Origin of the sequence: Pseudomonas sp. GLN_2 (assembly GCF_043106005.1) — a bacterium.
Lineage (GTDB): Bacteria > Pseudomonadota > Gammaproteobacteria > Pseudomonadales > Pseudomonadaceae > Aquipseudomonas > Aquipseudomonas alloputida.
Genome location: NZ_JBICMC010000028.1, coordinates 1 through 16,373 on the forward strand (window position 1 = coordinate 1; position 16,373 = coordinate 16,373).

General features: G+C 63.9%; 12 protein-coding genes. 6 read left to right on the forward strand and 6 right to left on the reverse strand.

What is annotated here, in order from left to right; genetic code table 11:
• Positions 1-193: 193 nt before the first annotated feature.
• The 5 genes from ACF8Q6_RS07765 to ACF8Q6_RS07785 all read right to left on the reverse strand — a co-directional run bounded on the left by ACF8Q6_RS07765 (position 194) and on the right by ACF8Q6_RS07785 (position 5,652).
• Complete coding sequence (locus tag ACF8Q6_RS07765; RefSeq protein ID WP_019751849.1) at positions 194-1,729, reverse strand: DHA2 family efflux MFS transporter permease subunit; 1,536 nt, start codon at positions 1,727-1,729, stop codon at positions 194-196.
• Complete coding sequence (locus tag ACF8Q6_RS07770) at positions 1,726-2,919, reverse strand: HlyD family efflux transporter periplasmic adaptor subunit (protein WP_392490748.1); 1,194 nt, start codon at positions 2,917-2,919, stop codon at positions 1,726-1,728. Before ACF8Q6_RS07770 ends, ACF8Q6_RS07765 begins: the two co-directional genes overlap by 4 nt.
• A 30-nt stretch (positions 2,920-2,949) precedes the next feature.
• Positions 2,950-3,423: a MarR family winged helix-turn-helix transcriptional regulator gene (locus ACF8Q6_RS07775; RefSeq protein ID WP_003247811.1), complete on the reverse strand. Its 474-nt coding sequence runs from the start codon at positions 3,421-3,423 to the stop codon at positions 2,950-2,952.
• Positions 3,424-3,603: 180 nt separating this feature from the next.
• Positions 3,604-4,236 carry a response regulator transcription factor gene (locus tag ACF8Q6_RS07780; RefSeq protein WP_392490747.1) on the reverse strand — a complete coding sequence of 211 codons (633 nt, stop codon included), beginning with the start codon at positions 4,234-4,236 and terminating at the stop codon, positions 3,604-3,606.
• A gap of 9 nt (positions 4,237-4,245) precedes the next feature.
• A complete protein-coding gene (locus ACF8Q6_RS07785) occupies positions 4,246-5,652 on the reverse strand; it encodes a sensor histidine kinase (protein ID WP_392490746.1) in 1,407 nt (468 codons plus the stop codon).
• Between the two features lie 193 nt (positions 5,653-5,845).
• Here ACF8Q6_RS07785 and ACF8Q6_RS07790 point away from each other — a divergent pair, with 193 nt between their 5' ends.
• The 3 genes from ACF8Q6_RS07790 (at position 5,846) to ACF8Q6_RS07800 (ending at position 10,617) form a co-directional block, all read left to right on the forward strand.
• Complete coding sequence (locus ACF8Q6_RS07790) at positions 5,846-7,468, forward strand: acyl-CoA synthetase (protein ID WP_003247805.1); 1,623 nt, start codon at positions 5,846-5,848, stop codon at positions 7,466-7,468.
• A 92-nt stretch (positions 7,469-7,560) separates the two neighbouring features.
• The gene (locus tag ACF8Q6_RS07795; protein ID WP_392490745.1) at positions 7,561-9,330 is read left to right on the forward strand and encodes an acyl-CoA dehydrogenase C-terminal domain-containing protein; all 1,770 of its coding nucleotides are present in this window, start codon (positions 7,561-7,563) and stop codon (positions 9,328-9,330) included.
• A 279-nt stretch (positions 9,331-9,609) separates the two neighbouring features.
• Positions 9,610-10,617, forward strand: a complete 1,008-nt coding sequence (locus ACF8Q6_RS07800; RefSeq protein WP_392490744.1) for a FecR family protein — start codon at positions 9,610-9,612, stop codon at positions 10,615-10,617.
• 14 nt (positions 10,618-10,631) lie between these two features.
• Here the strand turns inward: ACF8Q6_RS07800 and ACF8Q6_RS07805 are convergent, their stop codons facing one another.
• Positions 10,632-11,951 carry a Na+/H+ antiporter family protein gene (locus tag ACF8Q6_RS07805; RefSeq protein WP_192907395.1) on the reverse strand — a complete coding sequence of 440 codons (1,320 nt, stop codon included), beginning with the start codon at positions 11,949-11,951 and terminating at the stop codon, positions 10,632-10,634.
• Positions 11,952-12,196: 245 nt separating this feature from the next.
• Between ACF8Q6_RS07805 and ACF8Q6_RS07810 the strand changes: the two genes are divergently transcribed.
• The 3 genes from ACF8Q6_RS07810 to ACF8Q6_RS07820 all read left to right on the forward strand — a co-directional run bounded on the left by ACF8Q6_RS07810 (position 12,197) and on the right by ACF8Q6_RS07820 (position 16,298).
• A complete protein-coding gene (locus ACF8Q6_RS07810) occupies positions 12,197-14,341 on the forward strand; it encodes a methyl-accepting chemotaxis protein (RefSeq protein ID WP_392498594.1) in 2,145 nt (714 codons plus the stop codon).
• 95 nt (positions 14,342-14,436) lie between these two features.
• Entirely contained in the window at positions 14,437-15,453 is a 1,017-nt protein-coding gene (locus tag ACF8Q6_RS07815; protein WP_392493983.1) for an ABC transporter substrate-binding protein, read from the forward strand.
• The gene (locus tag ACF8Q6_RS07820) at positions 15,450-16,298 is read left to right on the forward strand and encodes a proline/glycine betaine ABC transporter permease (protein ID WP_003247791.1); all 849 of its coding nucleotides are present in this window, start codon (positions 15,450-15,452) and stop codon (positions 16,296-16,298) included. Before ACF8Q6_RS07815 ends, ACF8Q6_RS07820 begins: the two co-directional genes overlap by 4 nt.
• Positions 16,299-16,373: the final 75 nt, after the last annotated feature.

A 16,373-nucleotide genomic window follows, 5' to 3' on the forward strand; every position in this document is an offset into this window, starting at 1 on the left:
CACCTCCCTTCGCAAGCCCTGCGCTCGGCCTCCTGAAGTCGCAATCCGCGGCGCCTGGGCTATCGCGCGCTTAGAAGCAAAATCAAAAGCCGAAGCGAGAGCGAGAGCGAAAGCGAAAGCGAGAGCGAGAGCGAGAGCGAGAGCGAGAGCGAGAGCGAGAGCGAGAGCATCGGGATCTTGCCTTGATTTTAGCTCAATGACCCGCCGATGCCGGGCCCGCCTTGGCGGTAAAGGGCGGCTTGGCGAACCACACCAGCAGAATCAACCCGGCAAACACCCAGCTCATCAAGGTGAAGTAATCCACCGTCGACATCATGTAAGCCTGCCCGTTAAGTATCTGCTCCAACTGCGCATAACTCTGCGGGCTGGCCCCGCCCAACTGCTCAAGGGTATGCCGCGTCGTCGGGTCGAACTGGCTGATGTGCTCGCTCAGGTAGGCATGGTGCTGATCCGCCCGACGAATCCAGATCCAGGTAGTCAACGAAGCCGCAAAACTTCCGCCCAAGGTTCGCAGGAATGTAGCCAGCCCCGAACCGTCGGCAATCTGGTGCGGCGGCAGGTCAGACAGCAGAATGCTCAAGGTCGGCATGAAGAACAACGCCACGCCAATCCCCATGAACAACTGCACCAAGGCCACGTGCTGGAAGTCCACCTCGCTGGTGAAACCGGCACGCATGTAGCAACTGGTGCCAATCGCCAGGAACGCCAACCCAGCCAGCACCCGCAGGTCGAAACGGTGCGCATATTTGCCCACGAACGGCGACATGATCACCGGCAGCAAACCGATCGGCGCCACCGCCAGGCCCGCCCACGTCGCGGTATAGCCCATCTGCGTCTGCAACCACTGCGGCAGGATCAGGTTGATACCGAAGAACCCGGCATACCCCCCGACCAGCACAATGGTGCCAATGCGGAAGTTGCGATGCACAAACAGGCGCAAGTTGACCACCGGGTGCCGGTCGGTCAGTTCCCAGATCACGAATACCGCCAGGAACACCACCGAAACCAGGCTGCCGACAATGATGAACGACGACTCGAACCAGTCCAGATCGTTGCCCTTGTCCAGCACTACCTGCAAGGCCCCGACACCGATAATGAGGGTCAGCAGGCCAATGTAATCCATCGGCTGGCGGCTGGTGACCACCGGGCGCGTACGCATCTGCTGGCGCACCACGGCAGCAGCGAACAGGCCGATGGGCACGTTGATGAAGAAGATCCATGGCCAGCTGTAGCTATCGGTAATCCAGCCCCCAAGAATCGGCCCGGCAATCGGCGCCACCACCGTGACCATCGCCAGCAGCGCCAGTGCCATCCCCCGTTTTGCCGGGGGATAGACAGCAATCAGCAGGGTCTGCGTCATCGGGTAAAGCGGCCCGGCGACCACACCCTGCAAGACGCGAAACCCGACCAGCTCGGGCATCGACTGAGCGATACCGCACAGGAACGAAGCCAGCACGAACAGCAGCGTGGCCCAGATGAACAGTTTCACTTCACCAAAGCGCCGGCTCAGCCAGCCGGTCAGCGGCAAGGCGATAGCGTTACTCACCGCGAACGAGGTGATGACCCAGGTGCCTTGCTCGTAGCTCACCCCCAGGTTGCCGGAAATGGTCGGCAGGGCCACGTTGGCGATGGTGGTGTCCAGCACCTGCATGAACGTCGCGAGCGACAGGCCGATGGTGGTCAGCAGCAGACTTGGCGGCGTGAACTGGGCAGCGGCGTTGTTGCTCATCGTTGCGCCGTCTTGCCGGTTGCACTGTTCTCGTGAATCAGCCGGGCGATCAGGTTGTCGGCTTCGATCATCTGGTGGTCATACACCTGGGTGGTGTAGCTGGCCTTCTGCGGTGGCTGCTGGGCCAGGGTCGGGCCGCTCTGGTCATGCAGGTCGACTTCAACCACGGTGGACAGGCCGATACGTAGCGGGTGGTCCTTGAGCTGGTCGGGGCTGAGGTGGATGCGCACGGGTACTCGCTGGACAATCTTGATCCAGTTACCGGTTGCGTTCTGCGCCGGCAACAAGGCAAAGGCGCTGCCGGTGCCCGCGCCAAGGCTGTCGACCGTGCCGCTGTATTTGACCTCGCTGCCATACACATCAGCGGTGATTTCCACCGGCTGGCCGATGCGCATCTCGCGCAGCTGGGTTTCCTTGAAGTTGGCATCGATCCACACCTGATCCAGCGGGATGACCGCCATGGTCGCGGTGCCCGGCTGCAGGCGCTGGCCCAACTGGACGGTACGCTTGGCGACGTAACCGGTGACCGGCGCAACCAACGTGGTGCGGGCGTGGTCGAGGTAGGCCTGGCGCAGATCGGCAGCGGCAGCCATGACATCGGGGTGCGAGGACACCACAGTGTCGTCGACCAGCGCGCTGCTGGTGCTGAGCTGTTGCCGCGCGCTGTTGACGGCGGCCTGGGCAACGCTCAGGTCGTCGCGGGCATGGGACAATTCTTCTGCGGCAATCGCACCGCTGTCAGCCAGCACCTTGCGCCGGTTGAAGTCCTGCTGCGCCTTGCGCAGTTCGGCTTGGCGCGTTTCCAGTTGAGCCTTCAGCGAATCGACGTTGCTGTACAGCCCGCGCACCTGCCGCACGCTGCGTGCCAGCTTGGCTTCAGCGGACTGCAAGGCCACTTCGCTGTCGGCCGGGTCGAATTGCAGCAACACCTGGCCGGCGTGGACCAGGTCGCCGTCATCGGCCCCGATGCTGATAACGGTGCCAGCGACCAGCGGGGTGATCTCCACCACGTTGCCGTTGACATAGGCATCGTCGGTGCTTTCGTGCCAACGCCCGACAATGCTGTACCAGGCCCAGGTGCCGCCCCCTGCCAGGATCAGCAGCAACAGCAGGCCAAGCAACCAAGCCTTGCGCTTGCGCGACGGCTCGGGCGAGACGGAGGGAGTCGGGGTGTCTGCGGGAGTGGCCATGACAATACCTTGGATTATTCGTTACAGGGTTCAACGGTCGCCGAAGCGGCGGATCGTCAACGGGTCGCCAGCACCGAGCAGCACCTTGGCCAGCAGGCCTTCCAGGGTCTTGAGCTCCTCTGGTGCCAGCACGCCGCACAACTCGTTCATGGCGGCGGCGCCAATTTCCGGCAGGCGATTGGCCAGGCGCTGGCCGTCGGCGGTGAGTGCCAGGCGCACCTGGCGCCGGTCGTCGGCGCAGCGGTTGCGCACAATCAGCTCCTTCTGCTCGAGGCGGTCGAGCATGCGGGTCATCGATCCGCTGTCCAGGCCCAGGTAACGGCACAGTTCGGCCGGGGTATCCACCTGGTATTGGGTGACGATGATCAGCACTTTGAACTGCGCGGCGGTGACGCCCTCTGACTCCAGGTGCCAGTCAAGAATGCGGTCTTTGAGAATCGCAGCACGGCCAAGCAACATGCCGATGGCGCAGGTCTGGAAGTTTTCGGGAGAGAAATGGGCCATCGTTGACTGCTCAGTTAAGTGTGTATAAATATTACTGCCTAGGCAGTGAATGTCAAAGCTTTCATTAGCTAGCTATGAAATAGTGGGTGTTTTCTGGCTGTCACACCGCCCCCAGCAGGCGCGCATCGCGGCCCATCGCGACACATAACGCCGCCCCTGCCAGGGGCTACGTAAAGGCGGCTACCGCGCTCGCAGGCCCAGCGCCTCCACCGCCCCGCAAGCAATCGCCATCCCCACCAGCTCTGCGAGGCTGCCTGCCTGCAACCGCTTCATCACCCGGCCTCGGTACAGGTCCACGGTCTTGACGCTGATGCCCAACTGCTCGGCAATCTCGCGGTTGTTCAACCCTTGGGCCAGCGGTATGAAGACGTCTCGCTCACGCGGCGTCAGGCCGTCGATGCGCGCCTGCACCAGGGCCAGCGCCTGATCGCCCTGTCGCGCCAGCCCGGCGTGCTCCAGCGCAGCCTGAACGCTGTCGAGCAGCAACTGGTCGTTGTAGGGTTTTTCGATGAAGTCGCAGGCGCCGGCCTTGAACGCCCGCACCACGATCGGGACATCGGCATGACCGCTGACGAAGATCACCGGCACCATGAGGCCACGCTCGCGCATCGTCTGCTGCACAGCCAACCCGCCCAGCCCCGGCATGCGCACGTCCAACAGCACACACGCGGGCCCATCATCGACGCAGGCGTCGAGAAACGCCTGCCCGCTGGCAAACGGCAAGGCTTGCAGGCCCACCGACTGCAGCAGCCAGACCGTAGAGTCGCGCATACCCTGGTCGTCATCGACCACATACACTTTTGCTTGCAACACTGCCTCCCCTTATTCCCTGCTGACCGCCAGCCGGCAGCACAGTACCAGACCGCCATTGTCACCCGCCCGCGCCCACAGGCTGCCACCGAAGCCTTCGATCAGGCTGCGGCTCATGCTCAAGCCCAAGCCCAGGCCGTCGGCCTTGCTGGTGGTAAAGGGCGTGAAGATTTCATCCAGCCGCTCGGGTGCCACGCCCGGGCCCTGGTCAGCTACCTCGACCAGCACCCCATCGCCATCGCGCGCCGCGCAGAGCAGGATACGTGACGGCCGCTCCCCCTGCTGCTCGCGATTGGCATCGATGGCATTGCGCAGCAGGTTGAGCAGCACTTGCTCCAGCAGCACCCGGTCGGCATACACCAAGGGCAGTTGAGCGCTCATGCGAAGTTCCACCTGCACCTGGTCCCGCGCGGCTTCCCAGGCGCACAGGCGCATGGCTTCGCCGGCCAGCTCGGCCACGTCCAGTGCCTGCAGGCGGCGCGGCCCCTTGCGCAGGAAGGCACGCAGACGGCGGATCACTTCGGCGGCATGGGTGGCCTGCTCGCTGATACGCTGCAGGCCCTGGCCAACCCGCTCGCGCGCCTGGGGATCACGTTCCAGGCCCTGCAAGTAACGCTGACTGGCGTTGGCATAGTTGACCACCGCGGCCAGTGGCTGATTGATCTCGTGGGCGATGCCCGAGGCCAGCTCGCCCAGGGTCGCGAGGCGGGCACTGTGCGCCAGGCTTTCCTGCGCTTCGATGCGCAAGGTGATGTCGCGGGACACGCTGACCACCTCCACCACCGCGCCGGTGTAGGTCTCGCGGATCGCCCGGCTGGCGATTTCGAACCAACGGTAGTCACCTGTCGCCTGGCGTACCCGGCAGGTCATCGTGTGGTAGCCGTCCTGGTCCAGCGCGGCAGCGGCCTGGCGCAGTACCTGACGCCGTTCGCGCGGATGCAGCAGGGTATGTACAGGCATGCCACGCAGCTGCTCGGGCCACAGGCCGAGCAGGCGGTAGGCTGCCGGTGAGGCATCGAGAAAGCGGCCATCGGGGCTGTGCCGGGAAATCAGGTCGGTGGTGTTTTCGATGATCAGCCGATACAGGCGCCGGGCGCGGCTGGCTTCGCGTGCGCCATGGCGCTCTTCGCTGGCATCGCGGCAGCGGCCCAGCACCTGCTGGCCCTGGTTGTCCGGCATGAACGTCCACAGCACGATGCGTTCGCCGACCTGCACTTCCACATCGCTGATCGCCCGATGCTGGCGCAGACAGGCACGCACAAGGGCAGCGCAATTGGCCGGCAGCCAGCAAGCCAGCTCAGGCCCTTCGGCGACCCAGGCCTGCAATGCCGGGTTGAGTGCCAGCGGGCTTGCATCACTGGCCAGCAACAGACTGGGTTGTGGGTCTTTGGCAAGCAAGGGGTAAGCAGTGTCATCCACAGTAGGCGGCCTGTTTTTATAGTAGTTTTACTATATTGCTATAGTCGATATTCCTAATACCATAGCGACTCGCGTAAAACTGCGACAGAGGGGGCGGCCCACCGTCCGCCCCCTGCACCCTGAACAGAGCTAACAATCAGCCATCGGGGGCCAGGTGCACAGGCTGCGTCTGCCTCCCTTACAGGATTACCGCATGTCGATCTATGCCCAGGGCCTGATGCCCGCTGCCGTCAACCATGTCGCCCTCACCCCGCTGAGCTTCATCGAACGCACCGCTGCCGTTTACGGCAACTACCCGGCCGTCATCCACGGCGCCATCCGCCGCAACTGGCAAGAAACCTACCAACGCTGCCGGCGCCTGGCCAGCGCCCTGGCCGGTCGTGGCATTGGCCGTGGCGACACCGTGGCAGTGATGCTGCCCAACACCCCGACCATGCTCGAGGCGCACTTCGGCGTACCCATGACCGGTGCCGTGCTCAATACCCTGAACGTGCGCCTGGATGCCGAGGCCATCGCCTTCATGCTGCAGCATGGCGAGGCCAAAGTGCTGATCACCGACCGCGAGTTCCATGCGGTCATCGAAGGCGCTCTGGCACTACTTGAACACCCGCCGCTGGTGGTTGACGTGGATGACCCGGAGTACGGCGAAGGCCGCGCGGTCAGCCAGCTGGACTATGAGGCCCTGCTCAACGAAGGCGACCCGGAATTTGCCTGGGAATGGCCCGATGACGAGTGGCAGGCCATTTCGCTGAACTACACCTCCGGCACCACCGGCAACCCCAAGGGCGTGGTCTACCACCACCGTGGTGCCTACCTGAACGCCTTGGGCAACCAGATGACCTGGGCCATGGGCCACCGCCCGGTGTACCTGTGGACGTTGCCGATGTTCCACTGCAACGGCTGGTGCTACCCCTGGACCATCACCGCCCTGGCCGGCACCCATGTGTTCCTGCGCCGGGTCGACCCGCAGAAGATCCTGACCCTGATCCGCGAGCACAAAGTCAGCCACCTGTGCGGTGCGCCGATCGTGCTCAACGCGCTGGTCAACATGCCCGAGGCGGCCAAGGCAGCCATCGAGCACCCGGTGCAGGCCATGGTCGCCGGCGCCGCTCCACCGGCCAAGGTCATCGGCGCCGTGGAAGAAATGGGCATCAAGGTCACCCACACCTACGGCCTGACCGAGGTCTACGGCCCGGTGACCGTGTGTGCCTGGCATGACGAATGGGACGCGCTTTCGCTGGAAGAGCGTGCACGCATCAAGTCTCGCCAAGGCGTGCGCTACCCGACCCTCGATGGCCTGATGGTCGCCGACCCGCAAACCCTTCAGCCAGTACCCCGCGACGGCAATACCCTGGGTGAAATCTTCATGCGCGGCAACACGGTGATGAAGGGCTACCTGAAAAACCCTGAAGCCACCGCCGAAGCCTTCCGTGGCGGCTGGTTCCACACCGGCGACCTGGCCGTGTGGCATGCCGACGGCTATATCGAGATCAAGGACCGGCTCAAGGACATCATCATTTCCGGTGGCGAGAACATCTCCACCATCGAGGTCGAAGACGCCCTGTACAAGCACCCGGCAGTGCTGGAAGCCGCCGTGGTGGCACGCCCGGATGAAAAATGGGGGGAAACCCCGTGCGCCTTCGTTGCCCTGAAGCCGGGCCGGGAGGACACCCGTGAAGCCGACATCACCAGTTGGTGCCGCGAGCACCTGGCCGGGTTCAAGGTGCCGAAGACCGTGGTGTTCGGCGAGCTGCCCAAGACCTCGACCGGCAAGATCCAGAAGTACGTGCTGCGCGACCGGGCCAAGGCCCTCTGATGCCGTAGCCGCTCCCCTTCAGGTGCAGCACACGCCTGCGCCTGAAGGTTCAGCGCACGCCCAACCCTCCCCCACTATTGCAAGAGCTGCCGATGACCACCTATTCCGCCCCCCTGCGCGACATGCGCTTCGTCCTGCATGACGTGTTCAACGCTTCAGGCCTGTGGGCCCGACTGCCCGCCCTGGCCGAACGCATCGATGCCGACACTGCCGACGCCATTCTCGAGGAAGCATCAAAAGTCACCGGCCAGCTGATCGCCCCGCTCAGCCGCAACGGTGACGAGCAAGGTGTGTGCTTCGACGCAGGCCAAGTCACCACCCCCGAAGGCTTTCGCGAGGCCTGGAACACCTACCGCGAAGGTGGCTGGGTCGGCTTGGGTGGCAACCCGGAACACGGCGGCATGGGCATGCCAAAGATGCTCGGCGTGCTGTTCGAAGAGATGCTCTACGCAGCTGACTGCAGCTTCAGCCTGTATTCGGCATTGAGCGCAGGCAGCTGCCTGGCGATCGATGCCCACGCCAGCGAAGCGCTCAAGGCCACTTACCTGCCACCGCTGTACGAAGGCCGCTGGGCCGGCACCATGTGCCTGACCGAACCCCATGCCGGCACTGACCTGGGGCTGATCCGCACCCGCGCCGAGCCTCAGGCCGATGGCAGCGTGCGCATCAGTGGCAGCAAGATCTTCATTACCGGCGGCGAGCAGGACCTGACCGAGAACATCGTCCACCTGGTGCTGGCCAAGCTGCCGGATGCGCCCGCCGGTGCCAAAGGCATATCGCTGTTTCTGGTGCCCAAATGCCTGGTCGAAGCCGATGGCCGCCTGGGCGCGCGCAATGCTGTCCATTGTGGCTCGATCGAACACAAGATGGGCATCAAGGCCTCGGCGACCTGCGTCATGAACTTTGACGGAGCCATCGGTTACCTGGTGGGCGAACCGAACAAGGGCCTGGCAGCGATGTTCACCATGATGAACTACGAGCGCCTGTCCATCGGCATACAGGGCATCGGTTGTGCCGAAGCCTCCTACCAGAGCGCCGCCCGCTATGCCAACGAGCGCCTGCAGAGCCGCGCAGCGACTGGCCCGCAGGCACACGACAAGGTGGCCGACCCGATCATCCACCATGGTGATGTGCGGCGCATGCTGCTGACCATGCGCACCCTCACCGAAGCAGGTCGGGCGTTCGCCGTCTACGTTGGCCAGCAACTGGACGTGGCGCGCTATGCCGAGGACGTTGGCGAACGCGAGCATGCCCAACGCCTGGTGGCACTGCTGACACCGGTGGCCAAGGCATTCTTCACCGACAACGGTCTGGAAAGCTGCGTGCTTGGCCAGCAGGTGTATGGCGGTCATGGCTACATTCGCGAATGGGGCCAGGAGCAACGGGTGCGAGACGTGCGCATTGCACAGATCTATGAGGGCACCAACGGCATCCAGGCCCTTGATCTGCTGGGGCGCAAGGTGTTGGCTGACGGTGGCCAGGCGTTGGCCAGCTTTGCCAGCGAAGTGCGCGCCTTCAGTGTGGATGCGCCCTTGCACCGCGAGGCCTTGCAGGCGAGCCTGGCGCGGCTCGAGGCCACCAGCAGCTGGCTGCGGGCGCAGGCTGGCGAGGATGCCAACCTGGTCAGCGCGGTAGCCGTTGAGTACCTGCATCTGTTCGGGCTGACGGCCTATGCGTACATGTGGGCGCGGATGGCGGCGGTGGCGCTGGCCAAACGTGATGAGGACGAGGCGTTTCATGGTGCGAAGCTTGCCTGTGCGACGTTCTATTTCCAGCGGGTCTTGCCGCGGGGGTTGGGGCTGGAGGCGAGCATTCGGGCCGGTAGTGGCAGCCTTTATGGGCTAGAGGCCGCACAGTTCTGACCGGTGTGTCACTGACGCGCTTGTTGCAAGGGCAGCCGTGTGCTGCGAAGAGGGCCGGTACAGGTTACCGAATCGGTACCGCAAACACTGACCTCTTCGCCGCACCAGGCCGCCCCGGAAGCGATTGCAGACATCGTCTTTTGCCCGCGAAGGGTTCTCAAACGCTGAAAAACCGTGGTCAATCCGACGAAAAACCGGCACAACTGATAGTCATTCGCCAGTACATTGGTTCTCGGGAGCCCTCTCGCAAGGGTAGAATGGGCAAAACCCGGAGCCGCAATGAACCACGACCGCCTCAATCCCAGCCCAGACGATGCCATCACCGACGCCGCAGCGCATTGGTGCATGCGCCTGCACGCCGACGACTGCACGCAGGCCGAGCGTGAAGCATTCGCTGGCTGGTTGGCGGCCGACCCGCGGCATGCCGAAGAATATCAGGCGATGCTGGAAATCTGGCAAACAGCCGACCTGCTGCCGCGTAGCGCCACCGTCATCGACTTCAACCCACCCGCCAAACACGCCGCCCGCCCCCGCAACTGGCGGCCGCTGGCGTCTGCTGCGGCCATCGCCCTGGCAGTGCTGCCGCTGGCCGGCTGGATGGGGTGGGAACAGGGCTGGTTGCCCAACCACTACCAGCACGTCGAAGCCGGTGACCGCATGCAGACCGTGGAGCTCAGCGACGGCAGCACGGTACAGCTCAACCTGCACACCGAGCTCACCTTCCTCAACTACAAGGACCAGCGCCAGGTCACGCTCAAGCGCGGCGAGGCGTTCTTCAAGGTGCGACACGACAGCAGCCACCCGTTCATCGTGCGTGCCGGCAGTGGCCAGACCCGGGTCACCGGCACCCAGTTCAACGTGTGGAAGTACCAGGACCAGGTGAAGGTCACCCTGGTGGAAGGTTCAGTGCTGGTGTCCAGTGAGGGCAGTGCCGGTGGCTATCGCCTCGGCCCTGGCATGCAGGCCAGCTACCACAAGGGCGACTTCGAGCCGCAGCTGGAGCAAAGCGACGACTATGGCAACAGCCTGGCATGGCGCAGCGGCAAGCTGGTGCTCGACAACCTGAGCCTGGAACAGGCGCTGCCGGTGATAAACCGTTACCTCGACGCCCCGCTGCGACTGGCCGATGCCAGCACCGGCCGCATTCGCATCAGCGGCATCTACAACACCCGTGAGGTGGGGCGCCTGGTCAACAATCTGCCCAAAGTCCTGCCGGTCTACCTGACCCGCAGCAAGGACGGCAGCACCGTGCTCAATCGCATCTCGCCGCCGCCCGGCAAGGGCTGACGCCCTCCCCCGCCTTACAAGGTCATCGCCGCCAACCAACCGAACGCCAGCAGCGGCAGGTTGTAATGGATGAAGGTCGGCACCACGGTGTCCCAGATGTGGTGGTGCTGGCCATCCACGTTCAGGCCCGAGGTCGGGCCCAGGGTCGAGTCCGAGGCCGGCGAACCTGCATCACCCAGCGCACCGGCAGTACCAATGATGCACACCGTGGCCAACGGGTCGAAGCCCAGTTGTACGCACAGTGGCACGAAAATCGCCGCCAGGATCGGCACGGTGGAGAACGACGAGCCGATCCCCATCGTCACCAAAAGGCCTACCAACAGCATCAGCAGGGCACCGACGCCCTTGCTGTGATCGATCCACTGCGCCGAGGTTTCCACCAGGCTCTTCACCTCACCGGTGGCCTTCATCACCTCGGCAAAACCGGACGCGGTAATCATGATGAAGCCGATCATGGCCATCATCTTCATGCCTTCGGTGAACAGGTCGTCGGTCTCTTTCCACTTGACGATGCCCGACAGCGAGAAGATCAGGAAACCGACCATGGCACCGATGATCATCGAGTCCAGCAACAGCTGGACAATGAAGGCTGCCGCGATCGCCAGCCCGGCCACCAGCAAGGTCAGCGGGTTGTACTGCACGCTCACCTGCTCCACCTGCTGGATCCGCGCCAGGTCGTAGTCACGCTTCTTGCGGTAGCTGATGAACACCGCCACCAGCAGGCCGACGAGCATGCCGGCAGCCGGGACGGCCATGGCGTGGGTGACGTTGACGCCGCTCACATCGACACCCGCGCGGGCCACATTGGCCAACAGGATCTCGTTGAGGAAGATGTTGCCGAAGCCCACCGGCAGGAACATGTACGGGGTGATCAGGCCAAAGGTGATCACACAGGCGATCAGCCGGCGGTCGATACGCAGGCGCGTCAGCACGTACAACAGAGGTGGCACCAGCAGCGGGATGAAGGCAATGTGGATAGGCAGGATGTTCTGGGACGACACGGCCACCACCAGCATCAGGCCGATCATCAGCCATTTGACCTTGCCGCCCTTGGCGTCGTCCTGCCGGTCGATCATGGCCAGGGCGCGGTCGGCCAGCGCATGGGCCAGGCCAGACTTGGCGATTGCCACGGCAAAGGCACCCAGCAGTGCATAGGACAAAGCCACCGTGGCACCACCACCGAGGCCACCGTTGAAGGCCTTGAGCGTGCCTTCGATGCCCAGGCCGCCCACCAGCCCACCGGCCAGGGCGCCGATGATCAGGGCGATGACCACGTGCACGCGGGACAGGCTGAGTATCAGCATGATGCCGACCGCGGCGATCACTGCATTCATGGTTGGCTTACCTCATTACGACAGAAAAAAGCGCGAACTCTGAAGCAGTAGGCGGCAGATGTCAAAAGCGCCTTGATGCGGCGTTAGTGGCGGACAAATTTAAATTGAATGTTTGAATAAAGAAAAAACGGCAGGGGCCGATATTGAGGGAGGCAGCGAGGTGCCTGGCCGCAGCGCTTTGGCACCTCCCGGCCCCACCGCAGATAAAGCCATAACCCTTAATGCCAAAAAAGGGATCCGCCCCCATGCCTTTGCGACAACTTTCCATCCAGTGGAAGATCACCCTGCTCGCCGGTCTCTGTCTGGCCGCTATCGTCACCTTGCTCGTCGGCCTGTCGCTGTACCGCATGGATCACAGTTCGGACCTGGTCAAGGCCAGCAGCATGCAGATGCTGACCGAGGCGGCGCAGTCGCGTATCGAGTCACAAGGTGAAGTGCAAGCGCTGAACATTCGCCGCCAGTTCATGGATGCCTACCAGTACGGCGCCGGCTTCGCCCGTCAGGTGCTGTTCCTGCGCGAGCAGGCCGAAAAGCGCTTTCTCGATGCCTTCGACCTGCGCGAGGACATGACCCGCCAGGTACGCGCCGCACTGCAAGCCAACCCCGACCTGCTCGGCCTGTCACTGGTGTTCGAGCCCAATGCCCTGGACAACAAGGACAGCCTGTTTGCCGGCAAGGCAGAATTGGGCAGCAACGAAACCGGGCGCTTTGCCCTGTACTGGTCGCAGCCACGCGCCGGCCAGTTGACCTCGATGGCCCTGCCCGAACATGACATGGCCAACACCGAGATCGGCCCCAGCGGCCAGCCGGCCAACACCTGGTGGGTATGCCCACGCAACTCCGGCAAGGTGTGCGTGGTAGAGCCGTACTTCTACGACATCGATGGCCAGCAGGTGCTGATGACCAGCATCGTGTTCCCGCTGGCGGTCAACGGCAAGATCATTGCCACCCTGTCCATCGACATCAACCTCAATAGCCTGCAGGCGCTGAGCCAGGAGGCCAGCCGCAGCCTTTACGAAGGCCGCACCACGGTCGGCATTCTGACCCCGGTCGGTCTGTTGGCCGGCTACAGCGCCGATGCCAGCAAGCTGGCCCAGCGCTTCGACCAGGTAGACCCGGTCAAAGGCGCCGAGCTGGTGCGCAAGCTGGCCGATGGCAAGCTGACCATCCTCCACGACCGGCAGCGCTTGAAGGTACTGGCGGCATTCCGGCCAATCCCGGACGCCCAGCCCTGGGGTGTGTTGCTGGATGTACCGGAAAACGCCCTGACCGGGCCGGCCGAAACCCTGAAGCAGGAACTTGACGCGCTCAATACCAGCGGCACCTTGCTGGAACTGAGCCTGGGCATGGCCGCCGCCATTGTCGGCCTGCTGCTGGTATGGCTGATGGCCCGCGGCGTTACCCGGCCGATCCTCGGCGTGGCCGCCATGCTCAAGGACATTGCCAGCGGCGAAGGCGACCTGACCCGTCGCCTGACCTACCAGAAACAGGACGAACTGGGCGAACTGGCCGGCTGGTTCAACCGCTTCCTCGACAAGTTGCAGCCAACCATCGCCGAGGTCAAACGCTCGGTGCAGGCCGCCCGAGGCACGGCCGACCAGTCCTCGGCGATTGCCACTGAAACCAGCGCCGGCATGGAGCAGCAGTACCGCCAGGTCGACCAGGTGGCCACCGCCTCGCATGAAATGAGCGCCACCGCCCAGGACGTTGCCCGCAGCGCCGCCCAGGCTGCACAGGCGGCGCGCGATGCCGACCAGGCCACCCGCGAAGGCTTGGCGGTAATCGACCGCACCACCAGCAGCATCGGTGCCCTGGCCGCCAACATGAGCGACACCATGGCCGAAATAGAAGGCCTGGCGCAGAACAGCGAGAAGATCGGCTCGGTACTGGAAGTGATCCGCTCGATCGCCGAACAGACCAACCTGCTGGCACTCAACGCTGCCATCGAAGCTGCCCGCGCCGGAGAGGCCGGCCGTGGCTTTGCCGTGGTCGCCGATGAGGTGCGCAACCTGGCCCAGCGCACTCAGGAGTCGGTGGAAGAAACCCGGCAGGTCATCGAAGCCCTGCAGAACGGCACCCGCGAAGTGGTCGGCGCCATGGACCACAGCCACCGCCAGGCCCAAGGTGGCGTGGAGCAGGTCGGCCAAGCCGTCACGGCATTGCAGCGCATTGGCCAGGCGGTGACGGTGATCACCGACATGAACCTGCAGATCGCCTCTGCCGCCGAGGAGCAAAGCGCGGTAGCCGAGGAAATCAACAGCAACGTGGCGACCATTCGTGATGTCACTGAATCCCTGTCAGGCCAGGCCAACGAATCGGCGCGGGTCAGCCAGTCGCTGAACAGCCTGGCCAACCAACAGCAAGCGCTGATGGACCAGTTCCGCGTCTGAAGCGAACGGGGCCACGCCAGTGGCCCTGAAACGTGCAAAACCTCGTCGTCTACACTTGCCCCCACCGCCAAGGCGTGGCGAACGACGAGGTTTACATGAAGAGATTTCCAGCGCTGCTGGCCGGGCTGCTGTTGACGGTGGGCCTGGCCAGCACGGACAGCGCCGCATCGGCAGAACAGCCTGCGCCTATCCATTTTGGTGCCATCGGCTGGGAAAGCGGCGCCCTCACCACCGAGATCCTGCGCCTGATCGTGGAGCGCGGCTACGGCTACCGCACCGACAGCCTGCCTGGCAGCACGGTCAGCATGGAGGTGGCCCTGGCGCGCAATGACCTGCAAGTGATCGCCGAGGAATGGGCCGGGCGCAGCCCTGCCTGGGTCAAGGCCGAACAGGCCGGCCAGGTATTCGCACTGGGCGATACGGTCAAAAATGCAGAGGAAGGTTGGTGGGTACCGGCCTATGTGATCGAGGGCGATGCCGCACGCAACCTGAAGCCCGTGGCGCCTGAGCTGCACAGTGTCGAGGACCTCAAGCGTTACCCGCAGGTATTTTCTGACCCCGAATCGCCCGGTAAAGGGCGTTTTCTCAACAGCCCAAGCGGCTGGACGTCTGAAACCGTCAACAGCCAAAAGCTCAAGGCCTATGGCCTGGATGGCCTCTACAACAACTTCCGCAGTGGCTCCGGCGCCGCGATGGACGCCGAGATCGGTTCGGCTATCCGGCGCGGCAAACCTGTGCTGTTCTACTACTGGAACCCGACTCCGCTGATGGGGCGCTACAAGCTCATCCGGTTGGAAGAACCCCCGTTCGATGCCCAGGCCTGGGCCACCCTCACCGACCCCGCCAACCCCAACCCGAAAGGCAGCCGCTCGCTGCCGGCAAAGTTGTCGATTGGCGTGTCCAAAGCCTTTCGCGAAAACTACCCAGACCTGGTCAGCGTGTTCGAACAGGTCAACCTGCCCATCGATCGCCTGAACAAGGCCCTGGCCGTCATGAGCGAAAAACGCACGCCCCCGCGCGAAGCCGCCCTCGCCTTCCTGCGCGATCACCGCGAGGTGTGGAAAGCCTGGTTGCCGGCGGACATCGCCGCCAAGGTCGAGGCCACCCTGTGAGCAGCGGTTTCCCGCAGACCCTGCAGTTTTCCTTTGCCGACAGCATCAACCGCCTGGTCGACGGGTTGGTATTGAACTACGGCGACCACCTGCGCAGTTTTTCTGACCAGTTGCTGCAACTGCTGGTCGGCCTGGAGAACCTGTTGCGACTGTTGCCTTGGTGGCTGTTGTTGTTGCTGGTGGGTCTGCTGGCCTGGCACGCCAGCCGCAGCCTGCTGCGCAGCGCCGTGCTGGTCGCGCTGCTGGCCTTGATCGGTATGCTCGGGCTCTGGGACAAGCTGCTGCAGACCCTGGCCCTGGTGCTGGTCAGTACCGGCCTGTGCGTACTGGTGGGTGTACCGCTGGGCATCCTGCTGGCTGCCCGGCCACTGGCCAGGCGGCTGCTGTTGCCGGTCCTCGATGTGATGCAGACGCTACCTGCATTCGTTTACCTGATCCCGGTGCTGATGCTGTTTGGCCTGGGCAAGGTGCCTGCCGTGTTCGCCACGCTGATCTACGCCCTGCCGCCGCTGGTGCGGTTGACCGAGCTGGGCTTGAGCCAGATCGACCCCTCGTTGCTGCAGGCCGCACACGGCCTTGGCGCCAGCCGCTGGCAGCGGTTGCGGCGCATCGCCCTGCCCCTGGCGCTGCCGAGTATCATGGCCGGGCTCAACCAGTCGGTCATGATGGCCTTGTCGATGGTGGTCGTGGCGTCGATGATCGGCGCCCGTGGGTTGGGTGAGGATGTGCTGGCGGGGATCCAGACCTTGAATGTTGGCCAAGGGATGGAGGCCGGGCTGGCAATTGTCGCCCTGGCCATGGTGATCGACCGGATCAGCCAGGCCTATGGGCGTAGCAGTCGCTGAGCCGTATCGGCAAGGCCTGGGAGCAGCCTTGTGCTGCGAGAGGGCCGGGCCTGACAATATGCCTCTGTCAGCTGA

Coding starts and splice junctions, on each gene's coding strand:
- ACF8Q6_RS07795 (WP_392490745.1), top strand. CDS start 7,561: ATGACCACCTATTCCGCCCCCCTGCGCGACATGCGCTTCGTCCTGCAT.
- ACF8Q6_RS07815 (WP_392493983.1), top strand. CDS start 14,437: ATGAAGAGATTTCCAGCGCTGCTGGCCGGGCTGCTGTTGACGGTGGGC.
- ACF8Q6_RS07805 (WP_192907395.1), bottom strand. CDS start 11,951: ATGAATGCAGTGATCGCCGCGGTCGGCATCATGCTGATACTCAGCCTG.
- ACF8Q6_RS07775 (WP_003247811.1), bottom strand. CDS start 3,423: ATGGCCCATTTCTCTCCCGAAAACTTCCAGACCTGCGCCATCGGCATG.
- ACF8Q6_RS07800 (WP_392490744.1), top strand. CDS start 9,610: ATGAACCACGACCGCCTCAATCCCAGCCCAGACGATGCCATCACCGAC.
- ACF8Q6_RS07810 (WP_392498594.1), top strand. CDS start 12,197: ATGCCTTTGCGACAACTTTCCATCCAGTGGAAGATCACCCTGCTCGCC.
- ACF8Q6_RS07765 (WP_019751849.1), bottom strand. CDS start 1,729: ATGAGCAACAACGCCGCTGCCCAGTTCACGCCGCCAAGTCTGCTGCTG.
- ACF8Q6_RS07790 (WP_003247805.1), top strand. CDS start 5,846: ATGTCGATCTATGCCCAGGGCCTGATGCCCGCTGCCGTCAACCATGTC.
- ACF8Q6_RS07770 (WP_392490748.1), bottom strand. CDS start 2,919: ATGGCCACTCCCGCAGACACCCCGACTCCCTCCGTCTCGCCCGAGCCG.